Here is a 23,680-nt window from a genome sequence, read left to right on the forward strand (position 1 = left end):
GCTCACCCCTGTGCAACATTCTGTGACACGCTCCGCACCTCGCCATCGCCATCCGGCGGGACGTGGCGCACCTGGGACGCCCGCCGGGTCGCCGCCTCCGCCTCGGCGACCGGCAGACCCGCCGCCACCAGCACCGCGACCGCCGCGCGGGCCCCGCCCTCGGCCCACAGCCCGTCGTTGACCGCCTGCATCATCGCCAGGGTCATCGCCTGGAGGTTCGCGCTCAGCACCGGCAACGGCAGGTGGGTGGCGAACCGGCCACTCTCCCGGGCCCGTGCCAGCAGCGTGGAACTCTGCGCCGCGATCGGATGCAGCAGCTCCCGCAGCCCGGCCGTCCCGAGGTTGCTCTCGGCCAGGGAGATCAGCAGCCGGTACTGCTCGCCGGCCGCCCACACGGTCAGCGCGTAGTCGGCGAGCGCCACCTCCGGTTCGAGTCCATCCCGATCGGTACGCCCCAGCGCCGCGAGAAGGTCCGCCGCGCACCTGTCGGCCAGCCCGGCGAGCAACTCGTCCCGGTTCGGGAAGTGCGCGTACACCGTCCGCCGGACCACCCCGGCGGCCTGCGCCAGATCGTCCATGCTCGCCCCCGGCTGCCGTGCCAGCAGTGTCCGTGCCGCCCGCAGGATCCGGTCCCGGTTCTCCTCCGCGTCCCGCCGCCGCCTGCCGTCACTCACCGCCACCCCTCCCGCCATCTCCCGCCGACAGTCGCCAGACTCCCACCCACGGGTCACCGCCAGGAGCCCCATCCCCGACCCATCACCCGGGCGACTCCCCGGTAGCCCACCACGAGGCCCGTCCTCGTCGGCGAAGATCAGTGAGAATGGGTGCGCAGCTCCGCCGCGCCTGTCGCATCGACCGCGTCACCGGAGTCTCGCCTCATCACCGACGGCGGTCTGCACCTCCGGCTCCGGCTCCGGCTCCGGCTCCGGCTCCGGCTCCTCGACGATGATCCGCGGCCGCGGCGGCGAGCCGGCCGAATCACGGGTACACGGCATCGACGATGCACGATGCCGTGGGCCGGCCGGACGACGGTCGGGCGTTGCGAATCCGGTCACGAACGGCGCATAGCCAGGGTTCGAATGTGGACGTACCGTTGGTTAATGGCGCGCTGGGCCACCCCCAGCCTGCGGGATCTGCTGGAGACGGCCGGGCCTGACGGGCGGGCCGAGGCTCTCACCGAACTACGCGCCGCGCTCGCCGGACGAGACGTCCCGCTCGACACGGCCGGCCCGGCCCGGATCGCCGCGGCCCTGCTGGACGAGATCGCCGAGCCGTACCTGCTGCAGCGGCGATCGGTGGACCGGCCGGACGCCACCCGGCTCGCCAGCACCCCCACCGGACGGGATCTGCGCGACCGTCAGGTCCGTTTCGCCGAGCGGATGCGCCGTCGCGCCGTCGGCGTGCTGGGCGCCGAGCCGCCGGGCACCCCGGACGCCACCCACGTGCGGTACCTGTGCATCGCCACCGGGATGCTGCTGTTCGGTGACTGCTACGAGCTCATCGCGCTGATCGTGACGTTCCCGTTCGACGAGCGCGGCGATCCGCGGCGGCGTCAGGGTGCCCGGGACACCGGGATGGCGGTGCAGGCCGCAGCCGCCACCCGCACCCTTCTCGAGGTCGGGCTGGACACTCTGGACACCACCTACCTGACGGAGTGGGTCCGGATCATGGCCGACGCCCGCGAGATCGAACTGCGCCCCCTTCTCGTCCGATGGCGCCAGTGGGCGCCCTGACGCGACACCCCGGCTCCTCCACATTGACTTTCCAACTCGGAATGTGATTGAGTTGCCGTCATGGAAAACAATGCTGCCGAGCAGCTCACCGCCATTGCCGACGCCCGCTCCACCGTCGCCGGACGCCTGGTCACCCCGGGGTGGTACCACCCGGTCCTCGGCGCCGCCCTCGCCGGTTATGTGACCGCGCTGGGCTTCGGCGGCGATGCCGCCGGGCTCATCGCGGGCATGCTGTTCATCACGACCACCCTCCTGCTGATGAAGGCCTACCGGGAGCGGACCGGGGTCTGGGTGTCCGGCTTCCGCGGCGGCCGGACGGGCCGGTGGTCGTTCGCGATGGGCGGGCTCGTCGGCGCGGTGCTGCTGGGCACCTGGGCCACCACCGCCTACACCGACTCCCGCTGGCCGATCGGGGTGCTCGCCGTCCTCGCGTTCGCCGGGACGGTCCTGCTGGGCCGCGGTTTCGACGCCGCCCTCCGCGCCGAGCTCCGCTCCGCCGCATGACCAGCACGTTCGACGAGACCATCCACGCACCGCACCGGCTGCGGATCTGCGCCTCCCTGGACGCCACCGACAGCACCGAGTTCGGCGTGCTGCGCGACATGCTCGGCGTCGCCGACTCGGTGCTCAGCAAACATCTGAAGGTCCTGCAGGACGCCGGCCACGTCACCATCACCAAGCCGACCGGCCGCGGCCGGGTGAAGACCTGGGTGAGCCTGACCCCGTCCGGCCGGAAAGCCTACGCCGGTCACGTCGCCGCCCTTCGCGCCATGATCGACGGCTGACGTCCGCAAGATCTGGACAGCGCGCCGCCCGCCACTCCCCCGACCGCCCCCGGCGAGGCGGCGGGGACAGCCGCCACATCCCGGCAACGGACATCGAACTTCTTCGGCGCCGAGGCTGTGAGCGCCAACGCTCTGGCAACGCCCCCGTACGCGCCCATCGGCCGGGGACGGTGGGCGCCGTCCCCTCCGCTGGGAGAGACATGCAGATGAGCAGGCACCGCAGAGCACTGGTGTCAGCGCCCCTCACCACACTGGCCGTGATGGCCGGCCGCTGCCTCGGGGACGGTGAGACAGCGGTGACAGCCAGGGCCTAATCCTGCGGCCCGTGATGATGACATTGCAGATAGTGGCGACCATTTCGGGCTCGCGGTGAACGGCGTGCCGGTGCGCGGCTTCGATCCGGCGGCCACCTCCTACCGGGTGGCGGTGCGCGACCCGCACCGCGCCGAAGTGACCGCCACGACCACCGATCCGTACGCCACCGCCAGCACCTCCGGACGGAGCCGGGACGTCACCGTTCACAGTGAGGACGGCGCGGGAGACCGTCTACCGGATCGCCTTGATCCGCCGGGGCTGACCGTGCCGCGGGTGCCCTCTACGATCGTGGATCGATCGGAGGAGGGCACCCATGCCGGAGGAACTGGCGCCGACCGCGGGCCAGGCGACCGCTGTGATCGTCTGGATCGTCGCGGCGTTCGCCGGGTCGCTGGGGCTGCTCGCCGGGCTCGCCGTGCTGCACCGCGGCCGCGGCCCGGTGACCATGGTCGCGGTCCGGCGGCGGGCGAGCGGCCTGTGGTTCCTCACCGCCACCGGTCTCGGCCTGCTGATGCTCGGCGGACAGGTCTACTTCGTCCGATCGTCGTCAGGCGAGCAGGCCACCCTCTTCGAGGTCCACGGCACCGACCTGCCGGTCTACTGGCTGGCCTATTCGCTGGGCGCGGCCCTGCTGACCGTCCTCACGCTGGCCCTGCTGACGTTCCGCGACACCCTGCGCCTGGTGATCGGCATCCCCACGCTGCTGGCCGGGGCCCTGCTGCTCGGGCTGCTCCTGACTCTCTACGCCCGGATCGGTCAGCTCGACGACGAGGTGACCCGGCGTCTGCTCCCGGCCATCGCGCCCACCGGCGAGCTCAGCGTCGGCAACTTCGCCTGGGAACCCGGCGTCGGCTGGGGCATGGCCTTCGCCGGGACCTCCGTGCTGACCCTGGTCGCCGTCCTGGTCGTGGCCGGCCGCTACGAGCTGCTGGTCGCCGTCGCGCTCGCCGTCATCGTCTGCCTGGCCACCCTGCCCGCGCCGGCCGACCTCAACTCGTTCTGGGCCGTCCGTGACGGAGTCGTGGAGGAGCTGGAGTTCTCCTCGTTCGAGGTCGGCGGCCCGGCGCTGCTCTGGCCGCTCACGATGGCCCTGCTCGCTCTCCTCGTGGCGGCGATCCCCGTCCTGCCGGGCTGGTTCCGCGGCCTGGCGACGCTCCTGGCGGCAGCCGCACCGGTGTGGACGACCATCGCCAGTCTCGTTGCCGACGAGCACTACCGCCTGATGCTGCCGGAGATGCTGCGGGACGGCGGCTACACCGTCAGCAAGATCCGGGTGGAGGTGCTCGCCTACCTGGACATGCTCGCCGTGCTGGTGGCGGTTCCGGTGGCCGCCGTCCGGGCGTGGCGGGCGGCCCGCCGCGGCACCCCGCGCCCGTGGACGATCCCGGTTCCGATGCGGCCGGCCGGTCAGCGGACGGGTGCCGTCTCACCGTGGAATCGGTGACCGCAGCCTGATTCCGACCCCATCCCCTACCCCGGCCTCCGTCCCCACGTCGGCCGCCGCCTCCACCTCGATATCGGCCGAAGCCGGAGCGGAAGCCGGAGCTGCAGTCGAAGGCGCAGTCGAATCCGGAGGGACAGTCGAAGGCGAAGGCGGAACCGGTTGTTCGCGGACGGGCACGCGGACCAGGAGCAGCGCCACCAGGTCCCAGACGATGTGCATCAGGATCGGCAGCAGCAGGCTCGTCGAACTCAGGTACAGCATCGTGAGGAGGTAGCCGAGCAGGCCGATCGAGAACATGCCCCGCCAGCCCTGATAGGCGTGCCCCGCCGTGAAGATCACCAGCCCCGCGGCCGCCACCACCGCCGTCGGCAGGCCCAGCAGGTCGGTGCCGGCCGCCAGGAGGAGCCCTCGGTAGAGGATCTCCTCGCCGATCCCGAAGGCGAACGCCCCGGCGCCCGCGAGCCGGCGCTCCCCCGCGGTCCGGGGCAGCAGCGCCGTCGACGTCTCCGGCTGCGGGTTGCGGCGTGACTTGAGGAACAGCCCGGCCAGCAGGACCAGGATCCCGCCGGTGTAGAAGTAGTCGGTCCAGACGCCGTCCGGCCACGTCCAGCCCGCGCCGGCCATCGTCAGATCGGGGTTCAGCCCGACGATCAGCACCGCGAGCCCGGCGAGGACGACCATGTTGACGATGCCGTTGCGGTAGAAGGCCGCCCGCCGCGCCGCCAGCCCGGCCAGAAGCGTCCGCCGTCGCACGATCGCGTGCACGGTGCTTGCCAGCAGCAGCCCGTAGACCGTCACCAGCAGAACGTAGGAATACACCGTGGCGCCGTCGCTCATGAGTGATCATGATGATCGATCACTCATCGTAGCGATCATCGCGACGTTCGGCCCGCCGGTTCGCCCGCGGCTCCCGGCGCATCGCCGCGCCCGGCAGCGGCGCGGATTCAGCGGTAACGACCTTTTGAGACGGTTCACTCGCAGGGCGGGGCCATCGGTTGGTATCAGTTTCGCCGGTGAGATCCCTCAGCTATGGCCATCGACGGCCGCCGTCTTCTAAGTTGATGCGAGTTCCGCAAAGGACAGGGGGATTCGCAGATGAGTCACGAGGACGCGGCGCCAACCCGGCGCCGGTCACTTCGGGCGCTCGGAGCGGTGGCCATCGCCACCACGCTGACCGTCGTTCCGGCCACCGCCGCTTCGGCGGGTGGTCACGGCCACGGGCACGGCGGGAAGAGCGACCCGTGCGCCAGGCAGGCCAACGACACGTACGCCGAAGTGCTCAAGTGCGTGACGCTCGACGGCGTGCTGGATCACCTCAAGGTTCTCCAGAAGATCGCCGACAAGAACAACGACCCGTACTACCCGGGCACCCGGGCGGCCGGCACCAAGGGCTACGCGGACAGCGTCAAGTACGTCTCCGGGCTGCTCCGCAAGGCCGGTTACAAGGTGACTCTGGACCCGTTCGAGTTCACCTTCAACTTCCCGGCCGTGCTCGAGCAGATCACCCCGGCGGCGGCGGACTACGAGACCGCGGCCTTCACCGGCAGCCCCGCCGGTGACGTGACCGGCAGGGTCGTCCCGGTCGACATCAACCTGACCGGTGACCGGGCCAACACCAGCGGCTGCGAGGCGACCGACTTCGCCGGCCTGGACTTCTCCGGCCCGGCGGACATCGCGCTGGTCCAGCGTGGCACCTGCAACTTCGTGGTGAAGGCGCAGCTCGCGCAGGCGGCCGGCGCCGAGGCCGTGGTGATCTTCAACCAGGGCAACGACCCGACCCGTGAGGGTGTGGTCGTCGGCACGCTGGGCGAGGACCACGGGGTCACGGTCCCGGTGGTCGGCGCCAGCTTCGCCAACGGCGCATCCCTGGCCTCGGCCGGCTCGACCGCGCACGTGCAGGTCATCCCGTCGGAGACGCGGACCGACTACAACGTGATCGCCGAGCTGCCCGGCAAGAACCGGAACAACGTGGTGATGGCCGGTTCGCACCTGGACAGCGTCACCGAGGGCCCGGGCATCAACGACAACGGCTCCGGTTCGGCCGCGATCCTGGAGACCGCGCTGACCCTGGCGAAGAGCAAGCCGCAGAACACGCTGCGGTTCGCCTGGTGGGGCGCCGAGGAGGAGGGTCTGATCGGTTCGGCGGCGTACGTCGCGGAGCTCTCGCAGGCCGAGAAGGACAAGATCGCGCTGTACCTGAACTACGACATGGTCGGCTCGCCGAACTACATCTTCCAGGTGTACGACGCGGACCAGTCGTCGTTCCCGGCTCCGGTCGTGGTGCCGGAGGGTTCGACCGCGATCGAGGACCTCTTCGAGTCGTACTACACCTTGAAGAAGCAGCCGTACGACGACGCCGAGTTCTCCGGCCGCAGCGACTACCAGGCGTTCATCGAGGCGGGCATCCCGTCGGGTGGCCTCTTCACCGGCGCCGAGGTGGTCAAGACCGAGCAGCAGGCCACGATCTGGGGCGGCACCGCGGGCGCGTCCTTCGACCCGTGCTACCACCAGGCCTGCGACAACATCGGCAACCTGGACCGGAAGGCGCTGGAGATCAACAGCGACCTGATCGCGTTCGCCCAGCTCACCTACGCCTTCTCGACCGAGTCGGTGAACGGTGTGAAGGGCAGGCCGGTCCCCGGCAAGCCGATCAAGCTGCCGGCCCCGGCCGGCCCGCAGGGCACGTTCAACACCGGTGACGGTGGCGACGAGCACGAGCACCACCCGGAGTCCTGAGCGACGACGCTGAAGGCCGGTCCCCTGGCGGGGGCCGGCCTTCGTGGTGGCGGGGACGGATCAGATGTCGCGGCCGCCCGGCTCGGGCGCCGCGGTCAGGTCCATCAGCTGCTGCGTGACGTGGTTGGTCAGCGCCTCCTGGTAGCTGGTGGCGAGCTGACCGAGCCGGTCGATCTCGTCGAGTGCGGCGGCCCGCTTCTCCACCAGGCTGTCCATCGCCTCGGTGTGGTTGCGGCGGGCGTCCGCCTCGATGGTCGCGGCCTTGATCGAGGCTTCGCTGGTGAGCTGCTCGGCCTTGTCGCGTGCGCTGGAGATGACCGTCTCGGACTCGCGCTGCGCGTCACGCATGTGCTCGTCGGCGGTCCGCTGGGCCATCATCAGCACCCGGGAGTTGCGGTCGTCGTCGCCGGCGGTGAGGGCCGGCATGGCGCCGGACGGGGCCTGGGCGCGGGCCCGCTCCAGCTGGGCCTGCACGTTACGGGCGTTCTGCTCGGCCCGGGCGCGGGCCTCCTGAAGCCGCTCGAGCTGGGCCGCCAGGTCGGCGAACTCGTTGTTGAGAACCATCGTCGCGGCCGGGTTGCCGCCGCCCCCGCCGCCGCCGCGCTGGAGGGTGTCCTTCAGCGCGCCGTTCTCCTCCAGGAGGCGAGTGAGCTCGCCCTCCACCTCGTCCAGAAAGGCGTCGACCTCTTCCTCGTCGTACCCGCGCTTCCCGATCGGCGGCTTCTTGAAGGCCACGTTGTGAATGTCAGCTGGAGTGAGCGGCATCGTGCTCCTCGGTTCCCTCGGTTGGGTCGTGCGGCGAGAAATCCTACGCAACGCCCCTGTGCCCCTTGATCACTCGGGCCTCACTACCCGAGAGAATCCGGTCGAGACTACCGGGGCCGGCGAGGACACGCACGCTCCCGGTGCCCGCATCACACCTATGCGAAGGATGTTTCGTTCACCCGCACAGCGGACTCCGGGGCGCGCGTATATTAGGGGGATATCACCTGATCAGCGCCAGAAGACGGCGACGGCCGCGTTCACCACGGTCAGCGCGATGATGCCGATGAAGTGACCCTTGGCGACCGCGTCGCGCTTGCGCGGGATGAACACCATGATGAAGATCAGGACGGCGAGGAGCAGCTTGACGCCGAGCTTGATCGGGCTCGGCTCGTCGTCGCCGCCTCCGCGCAGCGGTGCCGACAGCGCGATGCCGCTGGCCAGCTGGATGATCGAGCCCCACAGGACGGCCGGGTTGATCCGGAACCTGCCGGAGACGAATTGGGTGACGGCGCCGCCGAGCAACAGGGCGAAACCGACCAGGTGAATGAAGAGAAGAATCAGCCGCAGTGCTTCCACGTGCGAAGTTTCCCAGGGCGATCACCTGCGGACGACCGCGGGGGTACGCCGTACCAGCAGCGGCTCGGCCAGGAACAGCACGAGCCCGGCCAGCGCGAGCAGCCCGCCGACCAGAGCGGTGGCCCGTACACCCGGCCCGTCGAACACCGCCGCGCCGATCAGCGAGCCGGCCGCGATGCCCACGTTGAACGCCACCGAGTTGCCCGCCGACGCCATGTCGGTGCTGCCCGGGGCCACCTCCAGGACCCGGTTCTGCAGCGCGGGGGTGAGCGCGCCGATCGCGAACGCGGTGGCGGCGAGAAGCACCGCGACGATCGGGCCGGAGCCGGCGGCGACGTACATCCCGAGCAGTGCCACGGCCAGGATCGCGGCCGACCCGGTGACGGCGCCGCGCTGCCACCGGTCGCTGGCGTAGCCGCCGGCGGCGACCCCGGCGAAGTCGGCGGCGCCCCGCACGAGCAGCAGCGGGGCCAGGGCGGCGGCCGTGAACCCGGTCGCCGACAGCAGGAACACCTCGGTGTACGTGAACGAGGTGTACAGCCCGGCCACGGCGAGGGTGGTGACGGCGACGAAGATCGCGTACCGGCGACGGTCCGGACGGGTGCCGGTGGCCGCGTGGGTGGCGGCGACCCGGACGTCCGGCATCCCGGCGACCAGAGCGCCGAAGGCGGCGAGCGCCAGCACGGTCAGGGCCACGAACGCGGCCCTCCAGCTGAACTGCTGGCCGAGCCAGGTCCCGGCGGGCACGCCCAGCATCGGCCCGAGCGAGGCCCCGGCGAAGACCACCGCGTTGACCCGCCCGCGCACCGACACGTCGAACATCGCCGCGACGACCGGCGCCACCACACCCCAGAAGATCGCCTGGGACGGCGCGGTCAGCAGCCGGGCGCCGAGCAGCAGCCAGTAGCCCGGCGCGAGCGCGGAGATCAGGTTGCCCAGCACCAGCACACCCAGCAGGATGATCATGAGACGGCGCCGGGGGACGTTGCGGGTCGCGTACGTCAACGGAATGGTGACCACCGCGACCACCACCGCGTACCCGGTCACGAGCAGCCCGACCGCCGGCTCCGGAACGCCCAGATCCCCCGCGACGAGCGTGAGGACGCCGATCGGCATCGTCTCGGTCGCCACATAGCAGAACGCGGCCGCGGCAAGCGCCAGCAGCGGCACCATCCGGTCGATCATCGGCACACCATATCGAAACATCTCAAAGCCGAAGACCGGTTTTCGGTACGCTCGTCACCGCCCTCCGCCGGACTCCCACCGCCCCCGAGAGTCCGCGCGAGGTCCGCCCGGGGCCACGGCCGCACCGCGGCCACCGGGCCGGAGCCTCCGGTCACCGGTCAGGTGGCGGGGGCGTCGTAGCGGTCGCGGATGAAGCGGCCGAGGCGGGCGGCGAAGCGGTCCAGGGTGGGGGCGGCGGGGTGCCGGGAGTCCCAGACGGCGCGCAAGCGGATGGAGAGGTGCCGGCCGCCCAGGTCGACGGCGAGCGGGACGAGGCCGAAGCGAGGGTCGTCGGAGGCGATCGCGATGCCGCGGCCGGCGGCGGCGAGCGCCTGGGCGACCGTGCCGTTGGCGGCTTCGATGACCGACCGGTACGGGATGTCGTCCCGGGTGGCGTCGAGCGCCTGCCGGGCGGTGAAGGTCGGCGGCAGCAGGATCAGCGGTTCACCGAGCAGTTCGCTCAACGGGACGGCCCGGCGCCCACTCCACGGGTGGCCGGCCGGGACGTAGGCCCAGACCGGCAGGACGGCCAGCGGGATCTCGTGGAACGGGGCCGCGGCCGCGACGGTGCCGACGGCCAGGTCCGCGCCGAGCCGGAGGGTCTGTGCCGGGGACAGACCGTCGGCGCCGAGCACGTCGGTCGTCGGGTCGTCCGGGGCCAGTGTCGCGATGAACGGGGCGACCACGTCGGTCAGGGTCACGGTCGGCGCACCGATGGTCAGCCGTTCCAGCCGGCCGGCCGCGTGGAAGGACGCCGCGAGCCGGAGCGCGTCGGCCCGCTGGAGCAGGTCCCGCGCCTGTGGGAGGAGCGAGCGGCCGGTCGCGGACAGTTCCAGTCGGCCGGCCGATCGGTCGAAGAGCGGGACGCCGAGGTCGCGTTCGAGCTGGCGGAGCTGACGGGACAGGCCGGGCTGGGTGAGGTGCAGCCGCAGCGCCGCGCCGCTGACGGTGCCCGCTTCGGCGGTCGCCACGAAGTATTGGATGTGCCGTAGCTCCATCATGCCTCCCCGGCATAGCGTGCCTGCCGGGATGGTAATGGACGGGCATGGTCGCGGACCCGAGACTGACGGCGTGAGCATTGATCAACAGCGGCGGCTGGTCACCGGACTCCCCGGCCCGCGATCCCAGGAACTGATGGCCCGCAAGGTCGCGGCGGTGGCCGGCGGGGTCGGCACCACCATGCCGGTCTTCGCGGCCGCGGCCGGTGGCGGCATCATCGTCGACGTCGACGGCAACCACCTGATCGACCTGGGCTCCGGCATTGCCGTGACCACGGTCGGCGCGGCCAACCCGCGGGTGGTGGCGGCGGTGACCGCGCAGGCGGCGGCGTTCACGCACACCTGCTTCATGGTGACGCCGTACGACGGTTATGTCGCCGTGGCCGAGGCGCTCAACCGGATCACCCCCGGCGACCACGAGAAGCGCAGCGCGCTGTTCAACTCGGGCGCCGAGGCGGTGGAGAACGCCGTGAAGATCGCCCGGGCGTACACCGGGCGGGACGCGGTGGTGGTGTTCGACCACGCCTACCACGGGCGGACCAACCTGACCCTGGCGATGACGGCGAAGAACAGGCCGTACAAGCACACCTTCGGGCCGTTCGCCCCAGAGGTGTACCGGGTCGGCGGGTCGTACCCGTACCGGGACGGCGGCGTGGACGGCGCCTCCGCGGCGGCGCGGGCGATCGACCAGATCGAGAAGCAGATCGGCGCGGAGAACCTGGCCGCCCTGGTCATCGAGCCGGTGCAGGGCGAGGGCGGGTTCATCGAGCCGGCCCCCGGGTTCCTTCCGGCGCTGGCGGCGTGGTGCCGGGCGACCGGTGTGGTGTTCGTGGCCGACGAGGTTCAGACCGGTTTCGCCCGTACCGGTGATCTCTTCGCCTGTGACCGTGAGGGTGTCGTCCCGGATCTGATCGTCACCGCCAAGGGCATCGCCGGTGGGCTGCCGCTGTCCGCGGTGACCGGGCGCGCCGAGATCATGGAGGGGCCGCACGAGGGTGGCCTGGGCGGCACCTACGGCGGCAACCCGATCGCGTGCGCCGCGGCCCTGGCGGCGATCGAGACGATCGAGGAGGACGGTCTCGTCGCCCGCGCGCGCGAGATCGAGACGCTGGTGTTCCGCCGGCTGACGGACGTCCAGGCCGCGGACGACCGGCTCGGTGACATCCGGGGCCGGGGCGCCATGCTGGCGGTGGAGCTGGTCCGCTCCGGAGGCGACGAGCCGGACCCGCGCCTGGCCCGGGAGGTGGCGAAGGCCGCGCACGCCCGCGGTGTGATCGTGCTGACCTGCGGCACCCATGGGAACGTGCTGCGCTTCCTGCCGCCGCTGACGATCAGCGACGCGCTGCTCGACGACGCCTTCGACGTGATCGCCGCGGCCCTGGAGGAGCTCCGATGACGTTCGAGGTGATCGACCCGGCGACCCTCGAGGTCGTCGCGACCGTCGACGATCAGGGCGTTCCGGACGCGGTCGAGGCCGTCGACGCGGCCACGGAGGCGTTCCCGGGCTGGCGGACGACCCCGCCCCGGCAGCGATCGGAGATCCTGCACCGGGCGTTCGCGCTGATGATCCGGGACCGGGACGAGCTGGCCCGCCTGATCAGCCGGGAGAACGGCAAGTCGCTGTCCGACGCGGCCGGCGAGGTCACGTACGCCGCCGAGTTCTTCCGCTGGTTCGCCGAGGAGGCCGTGCGTCCCGGCGGCGACTTCGGCGAGTCCCCGGCAGGCGGGACCCGTACCCTCGTCACGCACCGCCCCGTCGGTGTCGCCGCCCTGGTCACCCCGTGGAACTTCCCGGCCGCGATGATCACCCGCAAGATCGGCCCGGCGCTCGCCGCCGGCTGCACCGCCGTGGTCAAACCGGCCGCCGAGACGCCGCTCACCGCGCTCGCCATCGCCCGGCTGCTCACCGAGGCCGGCCTGCCGGACGGCGTGATCACCGTGGTCACCACCACCGACGCGTCCGGTGTCGTCGGCGCCTGGCTGGACGACGAGCGGGTCCGGAAGATCTCCTTCACCGGCAGCACCGCCGTCGGCCGGGTGCTGCTGCGGCACGCCGCCGACCGGGTCGTCAACTCGTCGATGGAGCTGGGCGGCAACGCCCCGTTCATCGTGACCGACGACGCCGACCTGGACGCGGCCGTGGCGGGCGCGATGATCGCCAAGTTCCGCAACGGCGGGCAGGCGTGCACCGCGGCGAACCGCTTCTACGTGCACGCGTCGGTCGCGGCGGCCTTCACCGCGCGGTTCGGCGCCGCCGTGGAGCGGCTGACCGTGGGCCCGGCCGCCGGCGGCGCCGCGATCGGGCCGCTGATCAGCGCGGCCGCGCTGCGGCGGGTGACGCAGCGCGTGGACGAGACGGTCGCGGCCGGGGCCCGGATCAGCCACCGGGCCGCGACGCCGGACGCGCCGGGCCACTTCTATCCGCCGACCGTGCTGGTGGACGTGCCGGCCGGCGCGGCCATCCTGCGGGAGGAGATCTTCGGGCCGGTCGCGGCGATCACCACCTGGACGTCCGAGGACGAGCTGCTGAAATCGGTCAACGACAGCGAGTACGGCCTGGCCGCGTACGTCTTCTCCGGCGACCTGATGCATGCGCTGCGGCTCGGCGAGGCGATCGACGCCGGGATGGTCGGTGTCAACCGGGGCCTGGTGTCGGATCCGTCCGCGCCGTTCGGCGGCGTGAAGCAGAGTGGCCTGGGCCGGGAGGGCGCACGGGACGGGCTGCGCGAGTTCCAGGAGACCCGGTACCTCAGCGTGGACTGGCCGGCGTAGGCGGCCTACCCCTTGCCGAGCCGCCGCCGCGCCGCGCCGATGTCGAGCTGTTCGTGCCGCACGCCCTGCCACAGGTGCGGCGCGAACAGCTGGACGGCCTGTTCCACCCGCAGCGCGACCTGCGGGTCGCTCGGCAGCGTGAGCCGGTAGCGGAGCGGCTCGTCCGGCGCCCGCGTCAACCGCCGGTAGTCCCGGCGCAGGTCGGCGCCGGCAACCGGGACGAGCTCCAGCGCGAAGCCGGGGCTCCGGCCGTCTCGCCGGATCACCCGGACCCCGGCCAGCTGATCCCACCGGATCGGGCCGATCCCGGGGTGGTCGATGGTGAGGGTGTGCCGGGGCAGCGTGCTCCATGCCAGGCGATCGAGAACACGAAAGCCGGCAGGATCACCACCGCGCAGATTCCCGAGATGATCCGCTCGGTGAGGCCCGGGGTGGTCAGGAAGCGCTCCGGGAACAGCGCCCCGGAAGCCGCCGCGAAGCCGAAGACACCGGTGACGGCCAGAGTGAGCAGGGCGGAGCCGCGGGAGCCCCGGTTCAGATCGATCCGCATCCGCCGATGTTAGTGACCGTGATGTACGACGCGGGAAGGGATATCCGACCGCTCGATCGTATAGTTTCGAGCCTGATCACCAGCAGGGCTCCACATGTGTGTGGAGTTCGGCCGCTCCGCGCGCCCGAAACCACACACATGAAGCAGCGGGAGAGAACGACATGACACGCTACGTAGCGATCGGCGACAGCTTCACCGAGGGCCTCGGCGACACCCTGCCCGACGGCGCCGAGCGCGGCTGGGCCGACCTGGTCGCGACCGGTCTCGCCGCCGACGGCGACCAGGTGGAGTACGCGAACCTCGCGATCCGCGGCCGCCTCCTCGAGCCGATCGTCAACGACCAGCTGGAAGCGGCTCTCGCCCTCGATCCGGCGCCGACCCTGCTGTCCTTCAACGGTGGCGGCAACGACATGCTCCGCAGCAGCGCCTCCCTGGACCGGCTGATCGAGCTGACCGAGCACGCGATCCGCCGCTGCACCGCGTCCGGCGTCCGGATGGTGGTGCTGAGCGGCGCCGACCCGTCGGATCACCTCCCGTTCGGCAGCACGTTCCGCCGCCGCGGCGAGATCCTCACCCAGGCCGTCGAGAAGCTGCTCCCCCGCTACGACGTCACCTTCGTCGACTGCTTCCGCGACGCCGAGCTGCGCCGCCACGCCTACTGGTCCGCCGACCGCCTGCACCTGAACACCAACGGTCACCGCCGGGTCGCGAGCCTGGTCCTGGCCGCCCTCGGCCACCCGGTCGCCGCCCACGTGCTCGACCCCACGCCGCCGCCGTCGTTCCGTCTGCTCTCCGAGGCCCGCTACTACGGCGAGCACGTCCTGCCCTGGGTCAACCGCCGTCTCCGCGGCCGTTCGTCCGGCGACGACCGCTCCCCCAAGTTCGCCACCTGGACCCCGATCCCCGCCTGACGGCCACCGCCGCGGCTCCCGGTCGGCGGGGCCGCACCGGAGTGCGGCGGCCGTGCGAGGTGTCAGACCTGGGGGAACACCCGCGCGATCTTGATCGTGGTGGTGCTGCCGCCGGTGGCGGGGTAGGCGGCGCTGCCGTCGGCGTAGGACTTGAAGGCCTGGTAGGAGTGGTCCTTGACGGCGAGGGTCAGCCGGCCGCCGACGGCCTTGCCGGTGCCGGCGTCGTAGACCTGCGCGGCCATTCCGGAACCGGACTGCCAGGAGAGCAGCATCCGGCCGGTGCCGTAGGAGACCAGGTGCGGGTGGGCCGAGGCGACGCCCGTCCGGACCGTGCTGGTGGACTTGCCGGTGGTGAAGCGTTCGAGGCGGACCTGGCCGCCCTGACTCCACGCGGTCCAGTAGCCCTTGCCCTCGGCCAGGACCAGATCGCCGCCGAAGAGGGTGCCGTCGCAGGTTCCGGCGGCGACGGTGCGGTACGGGTTCGGCTGCGCGATCCGGCATTCGTTGTCGGTGGCGCAGACCGCCGCGAATCGCCGGGTCCGTGGGTCCCAGACGATCCGGGAGTTCCACGCGTGGCTGCATCCGACCTCGGCCGCGTCCTCGTGGTTGGGGAGCAATTTGCCGTTAGCGCTCACAACCTGGATCCGGTCGCCCTGGTGGATGTCGACGCAGGAGCCGTTCTTGACGGTGATCGCCACGCCGAAGTACGCCGCCCAGTCCGACCCGTTCGTCGCGAGCCGCCCGTGGTGCTGGTACCACCAGATGAACCGGGCCCCGTCGTCGTAACCGGTGCGGCCGCCGGTGAGGTTGGTGACCTGCCGCTCCCAAACCAGCTTGCCGCTGTTGTCGAAACGGATCATGTGCATGGTGTTACAGGGGCTGGACGCGCCGCCGCAGAGCGACCCGCCGCCGCAGTCGCCCTTGCGGGTGAGCAGGAGGACCCCGCCGTCGGCGTCGGCCTGCACGTCCTGCAGGTCGATCCCGGTGAAGCTGACCGGGGCGCCGCTCAGCTCGTCGTCGCAGCCGAGCCGGCCCAGGTGGACCTTGCCGCCGGTGCCGAGCCAGGCCAGCCAGGAGCCGCCGTCGGGGCGGGCGGCGATGGCCATCGGCAGGTTCTCGGTGTCGCCCTCCGAGCCGTAACCGGCGACCTTGGCCGGCAGTCCGACCGTGGTGACCTTGGCGACCGGCTTGGCGGCGGCGGGCCGCGCACAGCCGCCGGCAGCCTTCGCACCCGGCGTGGCCGCGGCGGCCGGGGCGGACACCGATGCGGACGGCGCGGGCGCGGAGGCCGGCGTGGAGCCGGGAGCCGAGGCCGCCGGAGGCAGGGCCGGCGAGCCCGCCGCGACCTGCTGACCGGGCGCCGGAGCAGCGCTTTCCCCGGCAGGTGACGAGCACGCTCCCATGGCGACGACGGCAAGAGCGGCAACCGATGCCGCAAGCAGGGCTCGCATGTCCTTTTCCTCGATTGTTTCAAGTTCTTCTTAAGGGCGGCTTAAACGGCGCGTCATGATCGGCCGCATCGACAGACCTTACCGGTGACAGCCCTCTCATCGCACCGCCCCCCATCGCCTTCCGACCCCCGTTGAGCCATGCCCACCTGCGATGAATCAGGTCCATCAATGGCGACATGGCGAATGTGACAGCTCAGGAGCGCATCTCCGCATTCGACGGGAAAGCCATTACCGGACGCCGTTCTTGCACAGATCCCGGACCGCCGGCGAAATCATCCCTTCGACAGGTTCCCGTCAGCGCCGACGGCCGGCTGTGGACCGGGCCCGGCGTGGCAGCCGCAAGGACCGCACGACACCCGAGTCACGCCGGCTTCTTGACAGGAAAGTTACGGGCGTCAACACTTCGAAACATTCCCCCCGTGCGTTAACGCTAACAAACGGAGTCCCGATGACCCGCGCCCTCACTCGCGTCAGCGCGATCCTCACCCTCCTCGTCCTCTTCGTCACCGGCCTGGCCGCCCCCGCCAGCGCCCTCGACCCGTTCACCGGCTACCTGATGGTCCACTTCACCGGCGAGTCCAGCCGGGGCGAGCAGATTTATCTGGCGCACAGCAGAGACGGCCGTAACTGGACCGACCTGAACGCCGGCGGCCCGGTGCTGCTCTCCACCGTCGGCACCCAGGGCGTCCGCGACCCCGCGATCGTCCGTTCGCCCAACGGCGACAAGTACTGGATCATCGCCACCGACCTGCGGATCGCCGGCGGCACCTCGTGGGGCGACGCTTCCACCAAGGGCAGCAAGAGCCTCGTCGTGTGGGAGTCGTCCGACCTGGTCAACTGGTCGGTGCCGCGGCTGGTCAACGTGGCCGGCGGCATCTCCGGCGCCGGTGACGCCTGGGCGCCGGAGGCGATCTGGAACCCGGCCACCAACGACTACATCATCTACTGGGCCACCAACTCGGCCCTCAACGGCGTCACCAAGCACCGCATCTGGTACGTACGGACCAGCGACTTCCGTACCGTCTCCGCCCCGCAGCTCTACATCGATCGGGGCACCGGTCAGGGCATCATCGACACCCAGATCATCGAGGTGCCGAACAGCCTCGGCGGCTACCGCTACTACCGGGCGTCGGCCGACGGGCAGATCACCATCGAGGGCGGCAACTCGATCCTGGGCGCCTGGACCCGGATCGGCGACCTGCAGCGTCTCGGCCTCTCCAACGGCGCGACCGGCGGCAACGTGGTCGAGGGCCCGATGTGGGCGCAGACCAACGGTACGAACGAGTGGCACCTGTGGGTGGACCAGTACGCGACCGGCCGTGGTTACATGCCGGTCCGGTCCACCAACCTGGGCAGCACCGCCAACTTCGCGACCCGCACCGACTTCAGCCTCGGCGCCACCAAGAAGCGGCACGGCTCGATCCTGAACCTGACCGCCGCCGAGGAACGCCGGGTGCTCGCCAAGTGGGGCGCCTCGACGACGACCCTGAAGCGGATCCAGTCGTACAACAATCAGACCCGGTACGTGCGGCACTCCAACTTCGACGTCCGGATCGACGCGAACGTGAACCCGGCCCAGGACAGTCAGTTCCGGATCGTCCCCGGCCTGGCGAACGGCTCCGGGTACGTGTCGTTCGAGTCGGTCAACTACCCCGGCCACTACCTGCGGCACTACGGGTACGACGGGGTGCTCGCGCCGAACGACGGCACCTCGACGTTCGCGGCGGACGCGACGTTCAAGCAGGTCGCGGGGCTGGCGGACGGCTCCTGGTCGTCGTTCCAGTCGTACAACCACCCCAGCCGGTACCTGCGGCACTACGACTATCTGCTGCGCATCGACCCGATCAGCACCGCGACGGAGAGGGCGGACGCCACCTTCCGGGTGCAGTGACGGTGACAGGGGAAGAGGGCTCCGGCCCTCTTTTCTTGGTGGCGTTGCCTTGCAGTGCAAGGTACCTTGTGGAGGTGAGCGAAGACGCGGCACTGACCACGGCCCTGCGCCGGGGCACCATCGAGTACTGCGTGCTCGCGCTTCTCGACAAGCGCGAGCTCTACGGCGTCGAGCTGGTGCAGCAACTCAGCACCGGCCTCGGCATGACCACCAGCGAGGGCACGATGTATCCGCTGCTCTCCCGCCTGCGGCGTAACGGACGGATCGCGACCACCTGGCGCGAGGCACCGGCCGGCCCGCCGCGGCGCTATTACACCCTGACTCCGGACGGCGAGGCGGCTCTCACCCACTTCCGCACCGAGTGGGTCGCTTTTCGCAGCGGCGTCGACCGCATCCTGGGAACGGAGATTCGATGATGACCCAGACCGATGAGCTCGTGGCCGCCTATCTGGCCCGGGTGGAGCAGGCCGCGAGCCGCCTGCCGGCCGGGCGCCGCGAGGAGCTGCTCGGCGACCTGCGCGAGCACATCGAGATCGCGCGGGCCGAGTCGGAGACCGGGACCGAGGCCGAGGTCCGCACGATCCTCGATCGTCTCGGCGATCCGGAGAGCATCGTCGCGGCCGCCGACACCCAGACCGACATCCCCCGGGTGACCCCGCCGCCACCGTTCACGCCGCCACCGTTCACGCCGCCGCCGTTCACGCCCGCCAGCCCGCCCCGGCCGAACCTGAAGCCGCTCTGGGTGCTGCTCGGGCTCCTGGCCGTCGGCGCCGTGATCGTGCTCTGCCTCGGCCTGGCCTTCTTCGTGCCCTCCGACTCCGGCCCCGCGCCCTCGGTCGAGAACGCTCCGCCGGCGCCGGCCGCCACGGCGACGGCGACGGTCGAGCCGTCCGAATGACGACACCCTGATTCGACCCTGATGATCGGATGACGCTGCTCATCCGGGTTACCACGGATATGCCGGAGTGGCGGCGGTTGGCAGGATGGATGGCGTCTTCGCCGTCCGGTCCTGGGGAGGCCACCATGAGGTTCGCCCGTCCCGCCACCGCCGCCGCACTCACCACCCTGCTGTTCGTGGCCGCCTGCGGCTCGCCGTCCGAGCCACCGGCGGCCCCGCCGGCGCCGTCCAGCCCGCACGCCGGCCACACGGCCGGCTCCGCCCCGCCGCCGACCGCGCTGCGCACCGGTGAGCGGTTCGTCGACGTGGGCCTGAGCACGCCCTACACACCCGCCGCGCCGAACGGCGGCACCGACGAGTACCGGTGCTTCCTCGTCGACCCGCAGCTGACCGAGCCGGCCTTCCTGACCGGCAGCCGGTTCCGCCCGGAGAACGCGGCGATCGTGCACCACGCGATCTTCTACCGGTTGAGCCCCGAGCAGGCGAAAGCCGCCGAGAAGGTGGACGCCGACGCCGCCGGCGAGGGCTGGACGTGTTTCGGCGACAGTGGGGTGCAGGGTCAGACCGCCTGGGTGGCGCACTGGGCGCCGGGCGCCGGCGAGACCCTGATGCCCGACGGTTTCGGGTTCACCATGCCGCCGGGCTCCAAGCTCGTCATGCAGGTCCACTACAACCTGCTCGGCGCGGCCGCCGGCAGCCCCGGCTCGGACGCCTCCGGGATGACGATGCGGCTGTCCAGCGCCGCCACGCTCCAACCGCTGGAGACCGGCCTGGTGACGGCTCCGATCGAGCTGCCCTGCGAGCCGGGCGGCACCGGGCCGCTCTGCGACCGGGAGGCCGCGATCGCCGACGTCGGCAAGCGCTTCGGCGCCGAGTCGGCGGAGACGGTGCAGCAGCTCAACCAGTGGTGCAACAAGGGCGCGGCGCCGAAACCGGGGAACACGCAGAGCTGTGACCAGCCGATCGAGCAGGGCGGCACGGTGTACATGGCGGCCGGGCACATGCACCTGCTGGGCCGCTCGATCAAGGTCGAGCTGAACCCGGGCACGCCCAAGGCGCAGACGATCCTCGACGTGCCGCGGTACGACTTCGACAACCAGGCGCTGGTGCCACTGGCGAAACCGATCAAAATCGCCAAGGGCGACATGGTACGGGTCACCTGCACCCACGACGCGACGCTGCGCAAGCAGTTGCCGCAACTCCAGTCCCTGCCTTCGCGGTACGTGGTGTGGGGCGAGGGGACCAGCGACGAGATGTGCCTCGGAATCCTGGTCATCGGGCCCCGATAGTGGGTACGTAACCGTTCCATGACGGAGTACGGCATCCACGCCTCGCACGAGCAGATCCAGCCCGGCGCGCTCCTGGACGCGGTCATCGCGGCCGAGCGCGCCGGTTTCGACGCCGCCATGTGTTCCGACCATTTCTCGCCGTGGAGCAGCCGCCAGGGCCAGTCCGGTTTCGCCTGGGCCTGGCTCGGCGCCGCGCTGCAGGCGACGAACCTGTCCTTCGGCGTGGTCAACGCGCCCGGCCAGCGTTACCATCCGGCGATCATCGCGCAGGCGATCGGCACCCTGGGCAGCATGTACCCGGGCCGGTTCTGGGCGGCGCTGGGCAGCGGCGAGTTCAGCAACGAGCACATCACCGGGGGCAAGTGGCCGCGCAAGGAGGTCCGCAACGCTCGCCTGCGCGAGTCGGTGGACGTCATCCGGGACCTGTTGAACGGCGAGGAGGTGTCCCGGGACGGCCTGGTCACCGTCGACCGGGCCCGCCTGTGGACCCGCCCGGCGGTCATCCCGCCGCTGATCGGCGCGGCGGTCAGCGTGAAGACCGCCCGCTGGTGCGCGGAGTGGGCCGACGGACTGGTCACGGTCAACGCCCCGGAGCCGCGGCTGCGCGAGATGATCGCCGCCTACCGGGAGGCCGGCGGCCGCGGCCCGATCTGCCTCCAGGTGCACCTGAGCTGGGCGGACAGTCAGCACGAGGCCGAGTCGATCGCGCACGACCAGTGGCGCAGCAACATCTTCACGCCGCCGGTCTGCTGGGACCTGGCGACCGCCGAGGAGTTCGACGTGGTCTCCGAGAACGTGACGGTCGACCAGGTGGCGAAGGTCGTCAACATCTCCGCCGACACCGAACAGCATGTCGAATGGCTACGAGGCTATGCCGCGCTCGGCTTCGAGCGGATCTATCTGCATCATGTCGGCCAGGACCTGCTGCCGTTCATCGAGACGTTCGGCGCGAAGGTGCTGCCCGCGCTGCGCTGACGCGGCCCGGCGGCGTTTGTCGGCGTACATCCGGGCGTCGGCGGCGGCGAGCAGTTCGTCGGGGGCGACCAGGCGGCGTTCGGTCCAGGTCACCGCGCCGATGGCGGCGGTGACGCGAAGGCTCTGGTCACCCCAGGCGACGGGTTCGGCGATTCCGGCGGCGACGCGGTCACTGAGCAGATGTACGGCGTTCGCGTCCGCCCGCGTACAGAAGATCAGGAACTCGTCGCCGCCGATCCGCGCCACCACGTCACCGGGCCGGACCGCCGCGATGATGCGCCGGCTCGCCGCCCGCAGGATCGCGTCGCCGGCCTCGTGCCCGTGCTCGTCGTTGACCGGTTTGAACCCGTTCAGGTCGCAGTAGATCAGCGCCAGGTCGCCGGGCGCCCCGTCCGCGTGGGCGGCGATCGCCTTCTGCATCACGGTGAACAGGTGCCGCCGGTTGACCAGCCCGGTCAGCTCGTCGTGGGTGGCCTGGTAGACGAGGGCGTGCTTGAGCCGGCTGATCCGGACCAGGACGAGCGGGATGCTGAGCACCGGCGCGAGGGTCAGCAGCAGCCCGTCGGCGGGCTGGCCGAACAGTTGGCCGAGCCCGCCGCACAACGGGATCATCAGCAGCGCGGCGCCGAGCCGGCCGAGCCGGAGTTGCGGGGCGGGCAGCCCGAACTGCTGGACCGGCTCGCTGAGCTGTTTCACGCTCGGGTGCAGGCCGGCCGCGCCGAGCGCAAGGTAACCGATGGCGAAGCAGAGTGCCGGCAGCGACGCGTTCGCCCCGTCGGCCGGACCGATGTTGACCAGGGCGGTGCCGAGGATCGTGCAGCCCAGGGCCCCGAACAGGTAGATCAGGCAGGCTCGGGCGGCACGGCTGCCCCGGGCCACCCGCAGTTGCGAGCCGCAGATGCCGAGCAGCACCAGCAACTGGGTCAGCACCAGGAACAGGGTGAAACCGTCCGCCCCGGCGGCCAGCATGTGCGGCCGGAACAGGAACTCCCACAGCGGCGCGGCCAGCGCGATGCCCCAGACCCCGGCGTCGATCGTGCCACTGGCGTCGCGCGGGGCGTGCCGCAGCACGATCATCAGGCTGGCGGCCAGCAGGAGCACGTAACCGGCGAGCTGCGGCGGGACGACCAGCGGACTCGGTGGCGGGGTGCTGTCGCCGTACTTCAGCGCGGCCAGGAACCAGGCCACGTTCGAGACGGTGAGAAACCCCAGCGCGACGATCACCAGCAGCCACGGGCGCTGGTCGGCCACCCGGTGCAGCCGCATACCGGCCGCGATCGCGCTCGCGGCCACCAGACAGGAGAGCAGCATCAGGCCGGTACGGACCTGCACGCCACCGGCCAGGTAGCCGAACGCGAAGGCGGCGGCCACCCCGGCGAAACCGAGGCAGACCAGCCAGGACGTATCTCCGCGGCGGCGCATACCGGACAGCATCGGCTCCACCGGCCCGGTTCTGAGGGTCTCCCCGAATCCGCTGTGCCGATTCCGGGCGCACCGTCTCGCCCGGATCACCACAGCGGATGCGGAAAGCGGCCGCCCGCACGGTCGGCCGTGATCGTCAGTCGAAGGCGCGGAGATGACGATCGCGGGAGGCGGCGAGGTGGGCCAGCATCGCCGCCTCGGCCCGGTCCGGATCGGCGGCCGTGATCGCGTCGGCGACCCGGCGGTGCTCGCCGAGGGTGGCGTGGGTCTCCGCGTACGGGAAGTACAGCCGGTGGATGTGCAGGTGGGCATGCAACCGGGTGATGGCCTCGCGCAGCAGTGGGTTGCCCGCGCCGGCCGCGACGAGATCGTGGAACCGGGCGTCCATCGCGGTGAACAGCGCGTGCGACCGGCGCCCGTCCGGCTCCGCCTCGACCACCGGGAACGGGGTCGCGGCCTCGTCGGCGAGCGCCGCCCGGGCGGCCCCGGAGGCGCGCGAGGCGGACCAGCGGGCGGCCGGGCCCTCCAGGATCATCCGCATGTCGAACATGTGGTTGAACTCGTCCCGGGTGAGCAACGGGCTGACCGTGTAACCGGCGAGCGGCCGCTTGCGGACCAGGCCCTCGGACTCCAGCCGGGCCAGTGCCTCCCGGACCGGGGTCGGTGAGACGTCGAGCTCACGGGCGAGCGCGTCGATGTTGAGCCGGTCCTCGGGAGCGAGCCGGTGTTCCAGGATGAGCGACTTCAGCGACTCGTGGACGTGGTCGCTGAGGACTGAGCGGCGGATCATCTCTCCTTCTCGACGGCTCGACCGGATCGACGGCTCGACCAGCCCCGAGAGCCCGACAGGCCCTCGGCCCGGCGGCTCGACGAGCTCCACGGGTTGACTCAGGCATCGACAACCATTAAACAGTTTCGTAGATCCTATAGGATCTACGAAAGGAC

The 23,680-nt window shown here is 71.3% G+C and carries 25 protein-coding genes; 13 read left to right on the top strand and 12 right to left on the bottom strand.

Annotated features, from left to right (window positions below; all coding sequences use genetic code 11):
- Positions 1–2 precede the first annotated feature (2 nt).
- Together Aut01nite_RS16090 and Aut01nite_RS44305 are read right to left on the bottom strand one after the other, a co-directional pair.
- On the bottom strand, positions 3–674 hold the full coding sequence (locus Aut01nite_RS16090; protein ID WP_236643127.1) for a TetR/AcrR family transcriptional regulator: 672 nt from the start codon (positions 672–674) through the stop codon (positions 3–5).
- A gap of 186 nt (positions 675–860) precedes the next feature.
- Positions 861–995, bottom strand: coding sequence for a hypothetical protein (locus tag Aut01nite_RS44305; protein ID WP_268871744.1), 135 nt, complete (start codon positions 993–995; stop codon positions 861–863).
- Between the two features lie 105 nt (positions 996–1,100).
- Here Aut01nite_RS44305 and Aut01nite_RS16095 point away from each other — a divergent pair, with 105 nt between their 5' ends.
- From Aut01nite_RS16095 to Aut01nite_RS16110, 4 genes are all read left to right on the top strand, one after another.
- Complete coding sequence (locus Aut01nite_RS16095; protein ID WP_043532082.1) at positions 1,101–1,733, top strand: hypothetical protein; 633 nt, start codon at positions 1,101–1,103, stop codon at positions 1,731–1,733.
- A gap of 60 nt (positions 1,734–1,793) precedes the next feature.
- Positions 1,794–2,237: a hypothetical protein gene (locus Aut01nite_RS16100; protein WP_043532084.1), complete on the top strand. Its 444-nt coding sequence runs from the start codon at positions 1,794–1,796 to the stop codon at positions 2,235–2,237.
- On the top strand, positions 2,234–2,518 hold the full coding sequence (locus Aut01nite_RS16105) for a transcriptional regulator (protein WP_043532086.1): 285 nt from the start codon (positions 2,234–2,236) through the stop codon (positions 2,516–2,518). The genes Aut01nite_RS16100 and Aut01nite_RS16105 overlap by 4 nt, the downstream gene beginning before the upstream one ends.
- A 628-nt stretch (positions 2,519–3,146) precedes the next feature.
- Entirely contained in the window at positions 3,147–4,277 is a 1,131-nt protein-coding gene (locus Aut01nite_RS16110; RefSeq protein ID WP_043532088.1) for a hypothetical protein, read from the top strand.
- On the opposite strand, the gene Aut01nite_RS16115 is transcribed toward Aut01nite_RS16110, so the two are convergent.
- Positions 4,260–5,114, bottom strand: coding sequence for a CPBP family intramembrane glutamic endopeptidase (locus Aut01nite_RS16115; RefSeq protein ID WP_052164485.1), 855 nt, complete (start codon positions 5,112–5,114; stop codon positions 4,260–4,262). The genes Aut01nite_RS16110 and Aut01nite_RS16115 overlap by 18 nt on opposite strands.
- Positions 5,115–5,372: 258 nt before the next feature.
- Here Aut01nite_RS16115 and Aut01nite_RS16120 point away from each other — a divergent pair, with 258 nt between their 5' ends.
- Positions 5,373–7,013 carry a M28 family metallopeptidase gene (locus tag Aut01nite_RS16120; protein ID WP_043532090.1) on the top strand — a complete coding sequence of 547 codons (1,641 nt, stop codon included), beginning with the start codon at positions 5,373–5,375 and terminating at the stop codon, positions 7,011–7,013.
- Positions 7,014–7,073: 60 nt separating this feature from the next.
- Here the strand turns inward: Aut01nite_RS16120 and Aut01nite_RS16125 are convergent, their stop codons facing one another.
- The 4 genes from Aut01nite_RS16125 to Aut01nite_RS16140 form a co-directional block, all read right to left on the bottom strand.
- Complete coding sequence (locus Aut01nite_RS16125; protein WP_043532092.1) at positions 7,074–7,778, bottom strand: DivIVA domain-containing protein; 705 nt, start codon at positions 7,776–7,778, stop codon at positions 7,074–7,076.
- Positions 7,779–8,006: 228 nt separating this feature from the next.
- Complete coding sequence (locus Aut01nite_RS16130) at positions 8,007–8,354, bottom strand: hypothetical protein (RefSeq protein ID WP_043532093.1); 348 nt, start codon at positions 8,352–8,354, stop codon at positions 8,007–8,009.
- Positions 8,355–8,375: 21 nt separating this feature from the next.
- On the bottom strand, positions 8,376–9,539 hold the full coding sequence (locus Aut01nite_RS16135) for an MFS transporter (protein WP_043532224.1): 1,164 nt from the start codon (positions 9,537–9,539) through the stop codon (positions 8,376–8,378).
- A gap of 158 nt (positions 9,540–9,697) precedes the next feature.
- Complete coding sequence (locus Aut01nite_RS16140; protein ID WP_239124602.1) at positions 9,698–10,579, bottom strand: LysR family transcriptional regulator; 882 nt, start codon at positions 10,577–10,579, stop codon at positions 9,698–9,700.
- A 34-nt stretch (positions 10,580–10,613) separates the two neighbouring features.
- On the opposite strand from Aut01nite_RS16140, the gene gabT reads away from it, so the two are divergent.
- On the top strand, positions 10,614–11,972 hold the full coding sequence (gabT, locus tag Aut01nite_RS16145) for a 4-aminobutyrate--2-oxoglutarate transaminase (RefSeq protein WP_043532094.1): 1,359 nt from the start codon (positions 10,614–10,616) through the stop codon (positions 11,970–11,972).
- Positions 11,969–13,348 carry an NAD-dependent succinate-semialdehyde dehydrogenase gene (locus tag Aut01nite_RS16150; RefSeq protein WP_043532095.1) on the top strand — a complete coding sequence of 460 codons (1,380 nt, stop codon included), beginning with the start codon at positions 11,969–11,971 and terminating at the stop codon, positions 13,346–13,348. The genes gabT and Aut01nite_RS16150 overlap by 4 nt, the downstream gene beginning before the upstream one ends.
- A gap of 5 nt (positions 13,349–13,353) precedes the next feature.
- Here Aut01nite_RS16150 and Aut01nite_RS16155 read toward each other — a convergent pair whose 3' ends face one another.
- Both Aut01nite_RS16155 and Aut01nite_RS16160 read right to left on the bottom strand, forming a co-directional pair.
- Positions 13,354–13,614, bottom strand: a complete 261-nt coding sequence (locus tag Aut01nite_RS16155; RefSeq protein ID WP_043532096.1) for a hypothetical protein — start codon at positions 13,612–13,614, stop codon at positions 13,354–13,356.
- Positions 13,611–13,898: a hypothetical protein gene (locus tag Aut01nite_RS16160; RefSeq protein ID WP_043532097.1), complete on the bottom strand. Its 288-nt coding sequence runs from the start codon at positions 13,896–13,898 to the stop codon at positions 13,611–13,613. Before Aut01nite_RS16160 ends, Aut01nite_RS16155 begins: the two co-directional genes overlap by 4 nt.
- Before the next feature lie 161 nt (positions 13,899–14,059).
- Between Aut01nite_RS16160 and Aut01nite_RS16165 the strand changes: the two genes are divergently transcribed.
- Entirely contained in the window at positions 14,060–14,809 is a 750-nt protein-coding gene (locus Aut01nite_RS16165; RefSeq protein WP_043532098.1) for an SGNH/GDSL hydrolase family protein, read from the top strand.
- 62 nt (positions 14,810–14,871) lie between these two features.
- On the opposite strand, the gene Aut01nite_RS16170 is transcribed toward Aut01nite_RS16165, so the two are convergent.
- Positions 14,872–16,260, bottom strand: coding sequence for a hypothetical protein (locus tag Aut01nite_RS16170; RefSeq protein WP_043532100.1), 1,389 nt, complete (start codon positions 16,258–16,260; stop codon positions 14,872–14,874).
- A 448-nt stretch (positions 16,261–16,708) separates the two neighbouring features.
- Here Aut01nite_RS16170 and Aut01nite_RS16175 point away from each other — a divergent pair, with 448 nt between their 5' ends.
- The 5 genes from Aut01nite_RS16175 to Aut01nite_RS16195 all read left to right on the top strand — a co-directional run bounded on the left by Aut01nite_RS16175 (position 16,709) and on the right by Aut01nite_RS16195 (position 21,313).
- The gene (locus Aut01nite_RS16175) at positions 16,709–18,151 is read left to right on the top strand and encodes a glycoside hydrolase family 43 protein (RefSeq protein ID WP_043532102.1); all 1,443 of its coding nucleotides are present in this window, start codon (positions 16,709–16,711) and stop codon (positions 18,149–18,151) included.
- A 74-nt stretch (positions 18,152–18,225) separates the two neighbouring features.
- Entirely contained in the window at positions 18,226–18,567 is a 342-nt protein-coding gene (locus Aut01nite_RS16180) for a PadR family transcriptional regulator (protein ID WP_043532228.1), read from the top strand.
- On the top strand, positions 18,564–19,049 hold the full coding sequence (locus tag Aut01nite_RS16185; protein ID WP_152629079.1) for an HAAS signaling domain-containing protein: 486 nt from the start codon (positions 18,564–18,566) through the stop codon (positions 19,047–19,049). Before Aut01nite_RS16180 ends, Aut01nite_RS16185 begins: the two co-directional genes overlap by 4 nt.
- Before the next feature lie 125 nt (positions 19,050–19,174).
- The gene (locus Aut01nite_RS16190) at positions 19,175–20,338 is read left to right on the top strand and encodes a monooxygenase (RefSeq protein WP_043532105.1); all 1,164 of its coding nucleotides are present in this window, start codon (positions 19,175–19,177) and stop codon (positions 20,336–20,338) included.
- 18 nt (positions 20,339–20,356) lie between these two features.
- The gene (locus Aut01nite_RS16195; protein ID WP_043532107.1) at positions 20,357–21,313 is read left to right on the top strand and encodes a TIGR03885 family FMN-dependent LLM class oxidoreductase; all 957 of its coding nucleotides are present in this window, start codon (positions 20,357–20,359) and stop codon (positions 21,311–21,313) included.
- Here the strand turns inward: Aut01nite_RS16195 and Aut01nite_RS16200 are convergent.
- Positions 21,200–22,735, bottom strand: coding sequence for a GGDEF domain-containing protein (locus Aut01nite_RS16200; RefSeq protein WP_161790749.1), 1,536 nt, complete (start codon positions 22,733–22,735; stop codon positions 21,200–21,202). The two genes, Aut01nite_RS16195 and Aut01nite_RS16200, sit on opposite strands and share 114 nt — an antisense overlap.
- A 136-nt stretch (positions 22,736–22,871) precedes the next feature.
- Complete coding sequence (locus Aut01nite_RS16205) at positions 22,872–23,525, bottom strand: GntR family transcriptional regulator (RefSeq protein ID WP_043532109.1); 654 nt, start codon at positions 23,523–23,525, stop codon at positions 22,872–22,874.
- Positions 23,526–23,680 lie beyond the last annotated feature (155 nt).

The organism is Actinoplanes utahensis, from assembly GCF_016862455.1.
GTDB classification, from domain to species: domain Bacteria; phylum Actinomycetota; class Actinomycetes; order Mycobacteriales; family Micromonosporaceae; genus Actinoplanes; species Actinoplanes utahensis.

Bases quoted from the DNA above. Each gene is read 5' to 3' on its own strand.
- Aut01nite_RS16200 (WP_161790749.1), bottom strand. From the start codon at position 22,735: ATGCGCCGCCGCGGAGATACGTCCTGGCTGGTCTGCCTCGGTTTCGCC.
- Aut01nite_RS16160 (WP_043532097.1), bottom strand. From the start codon at position 13,898: ATGCGGATCGATCTGAACCGGGGCTCCCGCGGCTCCGCCCTGCTCACT.
- Aut01nite_RS16175 (WP_043532102.1), top strand. From the start codon at position 16,709: ATGACCCGCGCCCTCACTCGCGTCAGCGCGATCCTCACCCTCCTCGTC.
- Aut01nite_RS16120 (WP_043532090.1), top strand. From the start codon at position 5,373: ATGAGTCACGAGGACGCGGCGCCAACCCGGCGCCGGTCACTTCGGGCG.
- Aut01nite_RS16135 (WP_043532224.1), bottom strand. From the start codon at position 9,539: ATGATCGACCGGATGGTGCCGCTGCTGGCGCTTGCCGCGGCCGCGTTC.
- Aut01nite_RS16205 (WP_043532109.1), bottom strand. From the start codon at position 23,525: ATGATCCGCCGCTCAGTCCTCAGCGACCACGTCCACGAGTCGCTGAAG.
- Aut01nite_RS16195 (WP_043532107.1), top strand. From the start codon at position 20,357: ATGACGGAGTACGGCATCCACGCCTCGCACGAGCAGATCCAGCCCGGC.
- Aut01nite_RS16110 (WP_043532088.1), top strand. From the start codon at position 3,147: ATGCCGGAGGAACTGGCGCCGACCGCGGGCCAGGCGACCGCTGTGATC.
- Aut01nite_RS16105 (WP_043532086.1), top strand. From the start codon at position 2,234: ATGACCAGCACGTTCGACGAGACCATCCACGCACCGCACCGGCTGCGG.
- Aut01nite_RS16185 (WP_152629079.1), top strand. From the start codon at position 18,564: ATGATGACCCAGACCGATGAGCTCGTGGCCGCCTATCTGGCCCGGGTG.
- Aut01nite_RS16190 (WP_043532105.1), top strand. From the start codon at position 19,175: ATGAGGTTCGCCCGTCCCGCCACCGCCGCCGCACTCACCACCCTGCTG.
- Aut01nite_RS16165 (WP_043532098.1), top strand. From the start codon at position 14,060: ATGACACGCTACGTAGCGATCGGCGACAGCTTCACCGAGGGCCTCGGC.
- Aut01nite_RS16150 (WP_043532095.1), top strand. From the start codon at position 11,969: ATGACGTTCGAGGTGATCGACCCGGCGACCCTCGAGGTCGTCGCGACC.
- Aut01nite_RS16140 (WP_239124602.1), bottom strand. From the start codon at position 10,579: ATGATGGAGCTACGGCACATCCAATACTTCGTGGCGACCGCCGAAGCG.
- Aut01nite_RS16095 (WP_043532082.1), top strand. From the start codon at position 1,101: ATGGCGCGCTGGGCCACCCCCAGCCTGCGGGATCTGCTGGAGACGGCC.
- Aut01nite_RS16100 (WP_043532084.1), top strand. From the start codon at position 1,794: ATGGAAAACAATGCTGCCGAGCAGCTCACCGCCATTGCCGACGCCCGC.
- Aut01nite_RS16115 (WP_052164485.1), bottom strand. From the start codon at position 5,114: ATGAGCGACGGCGCCACGGTGTATTCCTACGTTCTGCTGGTGACGGTC.
- gabT (WP_043532094.1), top strand. From the start codon at position 10,614: ATGGACGGGCATGGTCGCGGACCCGAGACTGACGGCGTGAGCATTGAT.
- Aut01nite_RS16170 (WP_043532100.1), bottom strand. From the start codon at position 16,260: ATGCGAGCCCTGCTTGCGGCATCGGTTGCCGCTCTTGCCGTCGTCGCC.
- Aut01nite_RS16125 (WP_043532092.1), bottom strand. From the start codon at position 7,778: ATGCCGCTCACTCCAGCTGACATTCACAACGTGGCCTTCAAGAAGCCG.
- Aut01nite_RS44305 (WP_268871744.1), bottom strand. From the start codon at position 995: ATGCCGTGTACCCGTGATTCGGCCGGCTCGCCGCCGCGGCCGCGGATC.